This is a genomic window from uncultured Propionibacterium sp. (genome assembly GCF_963539965.1).
Classification (GTDB): domain Bacteria; phylum Actinomycetota; class Actinomycetes; order Propionibacteriales; family Propionibacteriaceae; genus Propionibacterium.
In genome coordinates, this window is sequence record NZ_CAUTOU010000018.1 from 1 (window position 1) to 12683 (window position 12683).

Sequence of the window (12683 nt, forward strand, 5' to 3'; positions counted from 1 at the left end):
CCACCCCCGCCCCCGCCCCCGCCCCCCAGCCCCGCCGGCCCCGGCCCCCCCACTCCCGCGGCCCCCGCTCCCCGGCCGCTATACGTCCGCTCGTCGCGCACGCCGGTCGGGTCCGAGACGCCGACGACCAGGCCGATGTCGCGCGCATCGACCTCGTCCTGGATACCGGCGAAAACGCCGGCCGTCATGCCGTTGCGGATGTCGAAGAGGAAGACGCCGAACGTCCGCGATCTGGTCGAGGCGAGGCGTGCGGCGATCGCGTTGTGCTGGTAGCCGATCCGCCGGGCCGCCCCGAGGACCCGTTCGCGGGTCGCGTCCGAGGCGCCGGGAACGCCGCGGAAGACGATCGACACGAGGGCGCGCGAACAACCGGACTCGCGGGCCACGTCATCCATCGTCGGTCGTCTGCCCATGTCCGCCCTTCCCGCGCCCCCTGCGCCTCACCGTTCGAGCAGACTCGGACGGTAGCACGCGGGACGGCCGAGCATCACTCGAGCGCGCCGATGCCGGAGAAGCGCTCGGTCATGACCTCGTGCATCTTCTTGGCGTCCTCGTCGAAGCGCTCGGCCCAGCTGAAGACCGCGCACGTCGCGATGCCGTCGAAGTGGATGTCGGCGAGGGCGGCGAAGAACTCCTCCCAGTCGACCTCGCCGTCGCCGATGACGTTGTGCTGGTGGATGCGCGCCGGGTTGCCGGGCGGGTTCGAGATGTAGCGACCGCCGCTCGAGGCGCGGTGGTCGTAGGAGTCGGCCACGTGAAGATGACGCAGGTCCCCGCCGGCGTACTCGATGATCTCGCGCATGTTCCCGCCCTGGTGGAAGGTGTGCGGGGCGCAGTAGAGGAAGCCGACGTTCGGCGAGTTGATGGCGCGCACCATGTTGACCGCGCGCAGACCGTCCTCGACGAAATCATCGGGGTGGGGCTCGATGTTGAGCTGGATGCCCTCCTTCTCGATGCGCGGGAGAAGGACCTCCATCGAGCGCCAGAACTGGGCCTCGGACTCCTCGGGCAGCTCGGGACGGCCGGAGAACTCCGAGTTCATCTGGTGACAGCCGAGCTGGAGCGTGATGTCGATGGCACGATTCCAGTAGCGCACGGCGGCCTCGCGCTCGGTCTCCTCGGGGCTGGACCAGCGGTAGAGCGGCAGGCAGGAGGCCAGTTCGAGGTCATACCTCTTCAGGAGCTTCTTCACGAGCTCCACCCGCTCGTCGTTCGCAGTCGGGTGCGTGTAGTAGGGCCAGACGTCCTCGCGCTGGGAGAACTCGACCCAGTGGAATCCGCTCTCGGCGATGCGGCGGAAATAGGTGTCCGGATCGTCCATCCGGATGGGAAAGGCGTCGATTGCCAGTTTCATGGTGGTCTCCTCGTGGTTGCGTGATTGCGGTGGCCGTTGCCCGTGACGCGGAGTCGGTGCTCAACGGCCGGCGGGGGTCGGCCCGGGGCGTGGGCGATGTCGACACGCGATCGTGAGGACAGGAGGGCGAGGGCGCTCGGTTTCGTCGCGGTCTCCCGTCAGTTCTCGGAGGGGGTGGTGACGGCGACAGGACGGCGCTCGCGCGCCGAGGCGAGGGCGGCGTCGATGACGCGCATGGTGCGTGCGGCGACCTCGAAGGAGGTGTCCATGGGCGTGCCGTCGACGACGGCCTTGAGGAAGGTCTGCATCTGGGCGACGAACGCCTCCCCGTAGCCGGTGGCGTTGCCGCGGGCCGCCATGGGCATCGTGTCGGCGAAGTAGCGGGCCGCGGGGCCGGGGATGATCGTGCGGGGGGCGTCCGTGCCCTCCTCGCCGACGTCCCTCTGGTAGAGGACCCACTCATTGGGGCGGTCGAAGCGGTAGCGGGCGTGCCCCCGGGTGCCGAAGATCTCGAGGCCGAGCTCGATGGGGCAGCCGGCGCCGACACGGCTGGACAGGACGCTGGCGATGGCGCCGCCGGCGAAGCGCAGGTCGATGAGCGCGGTGTCGTCATTGGTGACGGCGGCCATCGAGCCGTCGCGGGTCGGGCGCTGAGCGATCGTGGTGTCGAGGATGCAGGCACCGACCTCCTCCACCCCGCCGAGGACGAACTCCAGGGCGTCGATGACGTGGGTGGCCATGTCGAGGATGGTGCCACCGCCGGAGGCCTCTTGATCGAAGCGCCAGGTCATGGGCGAGGCGGGGTCGAGGGCGTAATCGGAGAAGAAGTGACCCCGGGCGAACAGCGGATCGCCGATGGCCCCGTCGGCGACGGTCTCCTGGAGCTGGGCGACGGCGGGGATGCGGCGGTAGGAGAAGCCGACGGCGGCGACGCGGTCGGTGGCCCTGGCGATCTCGACGAGCTCGGCCGCCTCGGCGCCGCTGCGCCCCAAGGGCTTCTCCCCGATGACGTGCTTGCCGGCTTCCAGGAGGGACCCGAGGACGGGCACGGACAGGGAACTGGGCAGGGCGACGGAGACGGCGTCGATGCCGGAGTCGAGGATCTGCGAGACGTCGGCGGCGACGCGGGCGAAGCCGTAGCGGCGGGCGACCGTCTGGGCGAGGACGGTGTCGGGGTCGACGATCGTGTCGAGGACGATCTCGACATCGGAGAGCGCGTCGCTCATCCGTGCGTTGCGGAAGCCGAAGGCGTGCGCCTGGCCTGCCGGACCGGCACCGATGACGGCGACGCGGAGATTCCTGGTGATGGTCATGCTGCTCGCCTCACCCCTTCGTAGGCTGACTCCTCGGGGGCCGGGCCCGATCTGCTGGACGAGGATCCCGCGCTCCGCACAATGAATCTAGAGCGCTCTAGTTCTGTCGTCAAGAGGCACCCGGATGAAGAAATCCGCGGAAGACCCGTCGCCGGGCGGAGCCCTCGGGCGAGGTACGCCATCGAGCGCCCCCAGCGCCTCGTGAGCGCCCCGGGCAGGAGGGGCGTCTCCGGGGCGGCCGAACGCGGGTCCTGGTCCCGCGCACGGGGTGGGCCGGGATCAGGTCGTGTCGGCGGCTTTCCCACCGGCCTTCGGGGGGATCGGCCTGGCGTCGACGCCGGCCTCACGGCGCTGGGCAGGGGTGATCGGGGCCGGGGCCCCGGTCAGCGGGTCGTAGCCGTTGCCGGTCTTGGGGAAGGCGATGACGTCGCGGATCGACTCGAAGCCGCCGAGCAGCATGACCAGGCGGTCCCAGCCGAAGGCGATGCCGCCGTGCGGCGGGGCGCCGAACCTGAAGGCGTCGAGCAGGAAGCCGAACTTGCGCCGGGACTCGTCGGGCGACAGGCCCATGACTTCGAAGACCCGCTCCTGGATGTCGCGGCGGTGGATACGGATCGAGCCGCCGCCCACTTCGTTGCCGTTGCAGACGAAGTCGTAGGCGCAGGCCAGGGCCGAACCCGGATCGGTGTCGAAGGTGTCCAGGCACTCGGGCTTGGGGCTGGTGAAGGCGTGGTGGACGGCGGTCCACGCGCCCTCGCCGACCGCCACGTCGCCGGAGGCCCGAGCCTCGACCGCGGGCTTGAACAGCGGGGCGTCGACGACCCAGCAGAACGCCCAGTCCGCCGGGTCGTACAGCTTGCAGCGCCGGCCGATCTTGAGACGAGCGGCCCCCAGCAGCTCCTGGGAGGCGGTGCGCTCGCCGGCGGCGAAGAAGATCGCGTCGCCCGGCCGGGCCCCGACGAGCCCGGCGATGCCGGCCCGCTCGTGCTCGGAGATGTTCCTGGCGACGGGCCCGCCGAGGGCGCCGTCGTCGGCGACGGTGATGTAGGCGAGGCCCTTGGCGCCGCGCTGGCGGGCCCAGTCCTGCCAGGCGTCGAACTGGCGGCGCGGCGACGAGGCCCCGCCGGGCATGACGACCGCGCCGACGTAGGGGGCCTGGAAGACCCGGAAGGGCGTGTCGGCGAAGAACTCGGTGACCTCGGCGAGCTGCAGGTCGAAGCGCAGATCGGGCTTGTCGGAGCCGTACCTGTCCATGGCGTCGTGCCAGGTGATGCGCGGCAGCGGGGTGGCCATCCGGTAGCCGATGAGTCCCCAGCAGGCCTTCATGATCTCCTCGCCGAGGGCGATGACGTCGTCCTGGTCGACGAAGCTCATCTCGATGTCGAGCTGGGTGAACTCGGGCTGGCGGTCGGCGCGGAAGTCCTCGTCGCGGTAGCAGCGGGCGATCTGGTAGTAGCGCTCCATGCCGGCCACCATGAGCAACTGCTTGAACAGCTGGGGGCTCTGCGGCAGGGCGTACCAGGAACCGGGGGCCAGACGGGCCGGCACCAGGAAGTCGCGGGCGCCCTCGGGGGTGGAGCGGGTCAGGGTCGGCGTCTCGAGCTCGACGAAGTCGTGCTCGGCCAGTACGGCGCGCGCGGCCCGGTTCACCTCGGAGCGCAGGACGAGGGCGTCGTGCATGCGCGGGCGGCGCAGGTCGAGGTAGCGGTACTTCAGGCGGACGTCCTCGCCGGCAGTGGTGCGCTCGTCCAGCGGGAACGGCAGCGGCGTCGAGGGGTTGAGGACCTCGAGCTCGCTGATGCTGACCTCGATCCCGCCGGTGGGCATGTCGGGGTTCTCATTGCCCTCGGGGCGGCGCTCGACGACGCCGGTCACCGCGATGCAGAACTCGGTGCGCAGGTCGTGCGCCCCCGAGTTCGCCAGCACCTCGTCGCGGACGACGACCTGGGCGGTGCCGCTGGCGTCGCGCAGATCGATGAACGCCACGCCGCCGTGGTCGCGGCGGTGGGCGACCCAGCCGGCCAGGGTGACGATCTTGCCTTCATCGGACGTGCGGAGGCTGCCCGCCCCACGAGTTCGGATCACGATGCATTCCCTCCCGCGCCGCCGCATGGACGGTGCGGCGGCCAGGGGACATTCTTCCACGGATGCCGCCCCGGCCGCCGATGCGACTGACGGTTGCCTCAGAAGACCTCGGGGAACCAGTCCTGGATCTTCTCGTAGATGGCCTTGTTGCCGGCGGCGCGGGCATGGTTGGCGAGGATCCAGTCGCGGATCGAGCCGCCGCTGGCCTCGTCGACCCTGGCCCGGGCCGCCTGCGGATCGCGCAGCACCTCCTCGAGCATGTCGGCGGCCTCCTCCTCGGAGCTGTACAGGTACGGGTAGCCGTCCGGCACGACCCCCTTGACCCACTCGCGGCACGGCAGGACGCCGACGACGCCGGCCAGCAGCGCCTCGAGGTACTCCAGCGAGTAGGCCTCCTCACGGGCGGTCGACAGGAAGGCGGTCATCCCGGCCAGCGACTCCCAGTAGTTCTCGCGCTGACCGAAAACCGGGCCGACATTGGTCCACGGATGGGAGTTCATGCGCATGGCGGTCATCGAGACGAGCTCGCGCTCGGACAGGAAGGCCTCCGTGCGCAGGTCCATGCGGGTGGCGACCTGGGAGACGACCGACATGAAGACCATTGGCTGCTTGTCGCCGGAGACGTGGATGGTCGGGTAGAGCACGGTGGGCACCTCGGCGCCGCGGTGCGGCTGGACGAGATCGTCGCGGACGCCCGGGTAGAACCATGAGATCGGCGCCTTCTCGCGGATGGCGGGGCTGCCCCAGCGGTGGCACAGCTCGGTGACCTCGCTGGCGGTGCGTTCGCCGGCGCACAGCGTTGGGAAGAGCGCGTAGCTCAGACCGAGGGCGGCGAAGTTGACCCTGTGGTGGTAGTGGCGCGGGGGCAACCACTGCAGGTTCATAATCTTGGGCTCGGCGCCGTTGCGGTGCAGGACCTGGAAGGTGCCGACGCTGTCCATGACGTCGAGGTTGATGACCAGGTCGGAGACCGGGTCGAGGCTCGTGACGCGCTTGATGTCGAAGCCGCTGGCCCTCTGGTCCTCGTAGCCGATCAGGCAGGAATCGGGGAAGATCTTGAGCAGCCGCTCGACGAGCGAGCCACCGCTGCCCTTGATGGCGAGGTTCCCGTTCTCGTCCACCAGCCGTTCATCGACCAGCGAGCCGTACTTGATGGCGATCGTCATTGTCCACTCCGTCGTCGCAATGGGGTCTGGGCCCGTGGGGATGGCGGCGCGTCGTCCCGGCGCTGGAACGGCGTCCGTCGAACGCTCCCCCGCACCGGCGGCAGACCGTGCCGATCGGTGCGCGGACAGCACCACTGTAGGGCCGAACCGGGGACGCTGCCAGCCGCCCGGGCGCTATTCGTGGGTCTCGGCCGCCCTCACCCGGGCGTCCAGGTCGTCGGGGGCCAGATCGGCGCCGGCGAACGCGTCGGTCAGCGGGAGCGCCACACGCAGGTCGGTGCCGAGACAGACCTCGACCAGCCCACGGTCGAGGACGAAGTCCATGACGTGCCCGCCGCGGCCGCGGTCGTCGTCGACGAAGTGCACGTGGCAGCCGGCCACGTTGATGCCCTGCTCGAACAGCGGGGTGCGGAAGCCGACCATCACCCCGCTGGTCCGCTCGTGCCGCACGACGTCCTCGCCGGCCGTGGTCTCGATCATGGGCCGCCAGGGACGCTCCTGGCGCTGGACGGTGCGAGTGCTCACCCACTCGAAGTCGCCACTGATGCGCAGCGCGTACAGGTAGTTGGTCGAGATCATCAGCCGGTCGATGATCTCGTGCAGCTGGGCGCGGGTGGTCGGCCCGGTGATCCGGTGGCCCACGGCGGGCACGAAGTTGGTGACCGTCGCGAAGGGCGTGCGATCCTCCAGCGCCGCGCGGCTGACCGTGCCGTCGACCCGCATGCGCCACGGCACGGAGTCGATGATGATCATCTCGCCGTCGAGCGCCTCGAAGGTGCCGATGCCGAAGTTGCCGTGGCCGAGCAGCTCGGCCAGTGTCATCTCGCCCTCGTAGACGCCGTCGAGCAGGGCGCTCATCAGGCTCGTCTGGAAGACCTCGTGGCGCACCGGGTGGTGGCGCACGCCCCGGTCGCCGCTCACCGCTACTCCTCCTGCCGGACCCATGGCACCAGATTACGTACGGGAGCCCTCCGGAGGCCGGCCCGTTCATCCACGGCGCACGCCGTCCGGATCATTCCGAGGGCAGTACGCGCGGGTGCAGGTCCGCGGCGTCCGGCATCCAGTCGTTGGCGTCGGCCGGCTGCTGGTCGCCGGAGCGGATGTCCTTGATCTCGCCGATGAGGGGGCCGAACCAGACGAACGGGATGCCGCGGCGGTCCGCGTAGCGGATCTGCTTGCCGTACTTGTCGGCCCTCGGGGCGACCTCGGTGGGGATGCCGCGCCCGCGCAGGGCGGCCGCCACCTCGAGGGCCCGGTCGCGGGTCTCCTCGCCGTCCACGGCCACGAGCACGCAGGTGGGCACGGGGCGGGAGACGACGAACTGCTTCCTGGCCAGCAGGGGCCCGAGCAGGCGGGTGACGCCCAGCGAGATGCCGACGCCCGGATAGGCGGTGCGGCCGTCGGAGGCCAGGGAGTCGTAGCGGCCGCCGGAGCCGACCGAGCCCATCTTCTCGAAGCCGACGAGCTCGGTCTCGTAGACGCAGCCGGTGTAGTAGTCCAGCCCGCGGGCGATCGACAGGTCGGCGCGGATACGGCCGGGGACGCGTCGGTCGGCCTCCTCGACGAGGGCGACCAGCTCGCCCAGGCCCTCCTCGAGCAGCTCGTTGGTGACGCCCAGGGAGCGGACCTGCTCGACGAAGCCCGCGTCGCCGCCGCGGATGGTGGCCAGCTGCACGCACTTGTCGGCGGCCTCGGCGCTCAGCCCGAGCTCGCTGACCAGCAGCCCGGCGGTGGCCTCGGCGCCGATCTTGCCGTACTTGTCGACGATCTGCAGGACGGCCGGCGTGTCCTCGGCACCCAGACCGCGGTAGAAGCCCTCGGACAGCTTGCGGTTGTTGACGTGCATGAGCACGGGCGGCAGTCCGATGCGCTCGTGCAGCCTCTCCAGGGCCTCGAGCATGACCAGGGGGGCCTCCACGTCGTGGTGGGCCGCCAGCTCGCCCTGGCCGAGGATGTCGATGTCGGCCTGGGTGAATTCGCGGTAGCGGCCCTCCTGCGGACGCTCGCCCCGCCAGACCTTCTGGATCTGGTAGCGGCGGAAGGGGAACTGCAGCCTGCCGGAGTGCTCGAGCACCCAGCGGGCCAGTGGGACGGTGAGGTCGAAGTGCAGGCCCAGCTCGTCCCCGTCGGCCTCGTCGGCGTGCAGGCGGCGGACGACGTAGACCTCCTTGGTGATCTCGCCCTTGCGGGACAACTGCGCCAAGGGCTCGACGGCGCGCGTCTCGATGCTACCGAACCCGTGCAGCTCGAAGACCTCGCGCAGGGTGTCGAGAACGGCCTGCTCGACGATCCTCTCGTCGGGCAGGAGCTCCGGGAACCCGGACAGCGGTTTGGGACGTGCCATCAGCTCAGCGCCTCCACATAGGCATCGGTCAGATACGGATTGTCGGCCAGCTCGGCGGCCATCGTGCTGAACGGGCCGTGGCCCGGCAGCACCTGGACCCGGGCCGGCAGTCCGCGCACGACGTCGCGCAGGCTGGCGCGCATCGCCTGGTCGTCACCGCCGGGCAGATCCGTGCGACCGATGCTACCGGCGAACAGCACATCGCCGGTGAACGCGATCTCATTCTCGTCGCTGCTGGTGCACAGCAGCACCGATCCGGGGGTGTGGCCGGGCGCGGGCAGGACGGTGAAGGCGAGGCCGCCGATCTCCAGGGGCCGGCTCGGGTCGTAGACCTCGACGCGCTCGGGCTCGACCACGGGCTCGGGCAGCATGCCGGTGAGCTGGCCGGCCAGTTCGGGCGAGAGCGCCAGCTCGGGCCTGGTGAGCAGCGGGCGGTCGGCGGTCCCGATGTGGACGGGGGCGCCATGGGCGTCGGCGAGTCTGGCGGCTTCGGCGCAGTGGTCGATGTGGCCGTGGGTGATGAGCACTCCGGCCAGGTCGAAGTCGTTCTCGGCGAGGGCGTTCTCGATCGTCCCGGTCGAGCCCAGCGGTGCGTCGATCACGACCGCGGAGGAGCCCTCCTCGGGCGCGAGGAGATAGCAGTTGTTCCCCAGCGGACCGGCCACGAAGTAGGCGATGAACACAAATGCCAGCCTATCGGGCAAGATAAGGACCATGAGCGAAACCCCGAGTCCGACGAACCACGGCCGCGTCGATGCCGACGGGACCGTCTACGTGATCACCTCCACCGGTGAGCGCCGCGTCGGTCAAGTCCCCGATGCCGGCCCCGACGAGGCCATGGCCTTCTTCGCACGCCGTTACGAGTCCCTGAGCACCGAGGTGAACCTGCTCAAACAGCGCATCGCCACCGGTTCGGTGAGCCCCGACGAGGCGCGCAAACAGGTCGTCACCCTGCGCGCGAACATCCTCGGTGCGAATGCGGTGGGCGATCTCGAGGCTCTCGTCGTCAGCCTCGACGAGGTGGCGCCGCTCCTCGAGACGAGGGCCGCAGAGCGGCGTGAGGCCCGGGCCCGCCAGCACGAGGAGACGCGGGCGGCCAAGGAGGGGATGGTGGCCGAGGCCGAGCGGCTGGCCGCCGGGAACGACTGGCGCGGCGGCGTCAACCGCTTCCGCGCCCTGCTCGAGCAGTGGAAGGCCCTGCCCCGCATCGACAGGGCCACCGATGACGAGCTGTGGCACCGTTTCAGCTCGGCCCGCACCACGTACACGCGCCGCCGCAAGGCCCAGTTCGCGCAGCAGGCGGAGCATCGCGAGGCCGCCCGCAGGACGAAGGAGCGGATCATCGTCGAGGCCGAGAGGCTCTCGACGAGCACCGAGTGGGGGCCCACCGCCCGGGCCTTCCGCGATCTCATGGCCCGGTGGAAGGCCGCGGGACCGGCCCCGCGCGAGGTCGACGACGAGTTGTGGAGGCGCTTCCGGGGCCTGCAGGACGTCTTCTTCGACGCCCGCAACGCGGTCTTCCGCGAGCAGGACGCCGAGTTCGCGCAGAATCTCGCCGCCAAGCAGGCCCTGCTCGACGAGGCGGAGAAGTCGATCCTGCCGGTCACCGACGTCGAGAAGGCCCGCCGCCTGCTGCGTGATTTCCTCGAGAAGTTCAACGCCTGCGGCAGGGTGCCGCGCGATGCCGTTCGCTCCGTCGACGGTCGGGTCCGCGCCATCGAGCAGGCCGTCAGGGAGGCCGAGGAGAAGGAGTGGAGGCGCACCGATCCGCAGGCCCGCGAGCGCGCCGCCGACACGGTGGCCGTATTCGCCTCGCAGATCGAGAAGCTGAGCGCCCAGGCCGAGGCGGCCGAGGCGGGGGGCGACTCGAAGAAGGCGAACCAGCTGCGCGAGACGATCGCCACCTACCAGGGCTGGCTCGACCAGGCCCAGAGGGCGCTCGACGAGTTCAGCCCCTGATCGTCCCCGGGGCGTCACTGCTCGAGAAGGCCGGTGATCGCTCGCGCGTCATTGCTTGAGGCGATACGCGTCGTAGACGCCCGAGACCTTGCGGATCGTCGCCATGACGTGGTGCAGGTGCACCGGGTCGCTCGACTCGAAGGTGAGCTTGATCCTGGCCAGGTGATCCTTGGTGACGGTGACCGCGGCCGATGTGATGTTGACCTGCTGGTCGGCCAGTGCCCTGGTGATGTCGGCCAGCGTGCCGGGGCGGTCGAGTGCCTCGACCTGAATGCTGACCAGGTACCCGCTGGAGACGTCCGGCGCCCAGTTGACCTCGACGATGCGTTCTGGATGCGTCAGCAGGTTCGCGGCATTGGTGCAGTCGCGACGGTGCACCGAGACGCCCTGCTCGCGTGTGACGAAGCCGAGGATCTCGTCGCCGGGCATCGGCGTGCAGCACTTGGCGAGCTTGACCCACATGTCGGGGTCGCCTTCGACGACGATCCCGGTGCTCCCCTTGCCGGCGCGGTGACGACGGCGCTCCCCGGCGGTCTTGGGGATGATCGCGGCCTCCTCCAGGCCCTCGCCGACGGCCTCCTCCAGGCCGCCCTCTGCGGTGATGAGGCGGGCGACGACGCCGGGGGCACCCACATTGCCCTCGCCGATCGCCGCGTACAGCGAATCGACATCGGGCAGGCGGAAGCTGTCGGCCACCTCGGTGAGGTGCTCGATGGTGAGCAGGCGCTGCACCGGCACGCCGGCGCGGCGCAGCTGCTTGGCCAGCGCGTCCCTGCCCTGATCGATGGCCTCCTCGCGGCGCTCACGGGTGAAGTAGGAACGGATCTTGCTCTTGGCTCGCGGGCTGACGACGAAGTTCAGCCAGTCGCGGCTCGGTCCGGCGTTCTCGGCCTTCGAGGTGAGGATCTCGACCAGGTCGCCGTTGGACAGTTTCGACTCCAGCGGGGCCAGCTTGCCGTTGACGCGGGCGCCGATGCAGTGATGACCGACCTCGGTGTGGACGGAATAGGCGAGATCGACCGGTGTGGAGCCCTGCGGCAGGGCCAGCACATCGCCCTTCGGCGTGAAGACGTAGACCTCGGATGTGGCCAACTCGAAACGCAGGGTGTCGAGGAACTCCTCGGGGTCCCTCTCCTCCCTCGTCCACTGGTTCAGCTGGTGCACCCAGGCCAGGTCGGTGCCCTCGGGGTCGACGTTGCCGGTGGTCTTGTTCGGGTCCTCCTTGTACTTCCAGTGGGCCGCGACACCGTACTCGGCACGGCGGTGCATGTCATGGGTGCGGATCTGGAACTCCACCGGGTGCGTGCCGGGGCCCATGACCGTCGTGTGCAGGGACTGGTACATGTTGAACTTCGGCATGGCGATGTAGTCCTTGAACCTGCCGGGCAGCGGGTTCCAGTGGGTGTGGATCACACCGAGTGCCGCGTAGCAGTCGCGGACCGTGGCGACGAGGATGCGCAGGCCGACGAGATCGTAGATGTCGTTGAAGTCGCGGCCCCGTACGACCATCTTCTGGTAGATCGAGTAGTAGTGCTTCGGACGGCCGTAGACGACGGCGTCGAGTCCGGACTCCCCCAGGTAGTCCTTGACCAGGTCGATGACTTCGCGCAGCTGCTGCTCGCGCTTGGGCGCGGCCTGGGCGACCAGGCGCACGATCTCGTCGTAGACCTTGGGCTGGAGGGTCAAGAAGCACAGGTCCTCGAGTTCCCATTTGATGGCGTTCATGCCCAGGCGGTGGGCCAGGGGCGCGTAGATCTCCAGGGTCTCGCGGGCTATGCGATCCTGCTTGTCGGGGCGCAGGAAGCCCAGGGTGCGCATATTGTGCAGGCGGTCGGACAGCTTGATGACCAGGACGCGGATGTCGCGGCTCATGGCGATGACCATCTTGCGGATGGTCTCGGCCTTGGCCGAGGCGCCGTACTGCACCTTGTCGAGCTTGGTGACGCCGTCGACGAGCGCGGCGATCGTCTCCCCGAAGTCGGCTGTCAGCTGCTCGAGCGTGTAGCTGGTGTCCTCGACCGTGTCGTGCAGCAGGGCCGCGCACAGCGTCGGCTCGGTCATGCCCAGCTCGGCCAGGATCGTGGCGACCGCGAGCGGATGCGTGATGTACGGGTCGCCGCTCTTGCGCGTCTGGCCGCGGTGGTAGTGCTCGGCGGTGCGGTAGGCCCTTTCGAGCATGGCCAGGTCGGCCTTCGGGTGGTTGGCCCGGACCGCCGAGAACAGCGGGTCGAGCACCGCCAGCTGCGGATTCTTCGCATTGGAGCCGAGCCGGGCGATGCGCTGGCGCATTCTGCGCCGGGGCTGCTCGGGGCCGGAGCTGACCCGTTCGAGGGCGCCGGCGGAGACGGGCGATCCCGGCGCACCGGTCCTGCTCTGCCCGTAGGGCCCGTAGACCCCCTCGCTCGTCATGCTGAATAAGCCCCTTCGCCGTCCACTGCGTGCGCCAATCTTAGTGCGGCTGC

Annotated in this window: 10 protein-coding genes; 1 reads left to right on the forward strand and 9 read right to left on the reverse strand. The window is 69.9% G+C overall.

Features of this window, described 5'->3' with window-relative positions; all coding sequences use genetic code 11:
- The 8 genes from R2N01_RS04940 to R2N01_RS04975 all read right to left on the reverse strand — a co-directional run.
- Positions 1-413: LacI family DNA-binding transcriptional regulator (locus tag R2N01_RS04940; protein WP_316669052.1), on the reverse strand; the 413-nt coding region annotated here is incomplete at its 3' end.
- A gap of 74 nt (positions 414-487) precedes the next feature.
- The gene (locus R2N01_RS04945) at positions 488-1354 is read right to left on the reverse strand and encodes a sugar phosphate isomerase/epimerase (protein WP_316669054.1); all 867 of its coding nucleotides are present in this window, start codon (positions 1352-1354) and stop codon (positions 488-490) included.
- Positions 1355-1512: 158 nt separating this feature from the next.
- Positions 1513-2667, reverse strand: a complete 1155-nt coding sequence (locus tag R2N01_RS04950) for a Gfo/Idh/MocA family oxidoreductase (RefSeq protein WP_316669056.1) — start codon at positions 2665-2667, stop codon at positions 1513-1515.
- Positions 2668-2946: 279 nt separating this feature from the next.
- Positions 2947-4752: an aspartate--tRNA ligase gene (aspS, locus tag R2N01_RS04955; RefSeq protein WP_316669058.1), complete on the reverse strand. Its 1806-nt coding sequence runs from the start codon at positions 4750-4752 to the stop codon at positions 2947-2949.
- Positions 4753-4850: 98 nt separating this feature from the next.
- Positions 4851-5918: a glycosyltransferase family 1 protein gene (locus R2N01_RS04960; RefSeq protein WP_316669060.1), complete on the reverse strand. Its 1068-nt coding sequence runs from the start codon at positions 5916-5918 to the stop codon at positions 4851-4853.
- Between the two features lie 174 nt (positions 5919-6092).
- Positions 6093-6839, reverse strand: a complete 747-nt coding sequence (gene budA / locus R2N01_RS04965; protein WP_316669062.1) for an acetolactate decarboxylase — start codon at positions 6837-6839, stop codon at positions 6093-6095.
- Between the two features lie 91 nt (positions 6840-6930).
- Entirely contained in the window at positions 6931-8262 is a 1332-nt protein-coding gene (hisS, locus tag R2N01_RS04970) for a histidine--tRNA ligase (protein ID WP_316669064.1), read from the reverse strand.
- Positions 8262-8978, reverse strand: coding sequence for an MBL fold metallo-hydrolase (locus tag R2N01_RS04975; protein WP_316669066.1), 717 nt, complete (start codon positions 8976-8978; stop codon positions 8262-8264). Before R2N01_RS04975 ends, hisS begins: the two co-directional genes overlap by 1 nt.
- On the opposite strand from R2N01_RS04975, the gene R2N01_RS04980 reads away from it, so the two are divergent.
- Positions 8938-10221 (forward strand): DUF349 domain-containing protein, encoded by a 1284-nt coding sequence (locus R2N01_RS04980; RefSeq protein ID WP_399553238.1) that lies wholly within the window; start codon positions 8938-8940, stop codon positions 10219-10221. The two genes, R2N01_RS04975 and R2N01_RS04980, sit on opposite strands and share 41 nt — an antisense overlap.
- A gap of 48 nt (positions 10222-10269) precedes the next feature.
- On the opposite strand, the gene R2N01_RS04985 is transcribed toward R2N01_RS04980, so the two are convergent.
- A complete protein-coding gene (locus R2N01_RS04985; protein ID WP_316669069.1) occupies positions 10270-12630 on the reverse strand; it encodes a bifunctional (p)ppGpp synthetase/guanosine-3',5'-bis(diphosphate) 3'-pyrophosphohydrolase in 2361 nt (786 codons plus the stop codon).
- Between the last annotated feature and the right edge of the window lie 53 nt (positions 12631-12683).

What these genes read in the sequence shown, in the direction of transcription:
- R2N01_RS04975 (WP_316669066.1), bottom strand. Translation starts at nt 8,978, where the DNA reads ATGGTCCTTATCTTGCCCGATAGGCTGGCATTTGTGTTCATCGCCTAC.
- hisS (WP_316669064.1), bottom strand. Translation starts at nt 8,262, where the DNA reads ATGGCACGTCCCAAACCGCTGTCCGGGTTCCCGGAGCTCCTGCCCGAC.
- R2N01_RS04945 (WP_316669054.1), bottom strand. Translation starts at nt 1,354, where the DNA reads ATGAAACTGGCAATCGACGCCTTTCCCATCCGGATGGACGATCCGGAC.
- R2N01_RS04960 (WP_316669060.1), bottom strand. Translation starts at nt 5,918, where the DNA reads ATGACGATCGCCATCAAGTACGGCTCGCTGGTCGATGAACGGCTGGTG.
- R2N01_RS04980 (WP_399553238.1), top strand. Translation starts at nt 8,938, where the DNA reads ATGAACACAAATGCCAGCCTATCGGGCAAGATAAGGACCATGAGCGAA.
- R2N01_RS04950 (WP_316669056.1), bottom strand. Translation starts at nt 2,667, where the DNA reads ATGACCATCACCAGGAATCTCCGCGTCGCCGTCATCGGTGCCGGTCCG.
- R2N01_RS04985 (WP_316669069.1), bottom strand. Translation starts at nt 12,630, where the DNA reads ATGACGAGCGAGGGGGTCTACGGGCCCTACGGGCAGAGCAGGACCGGT.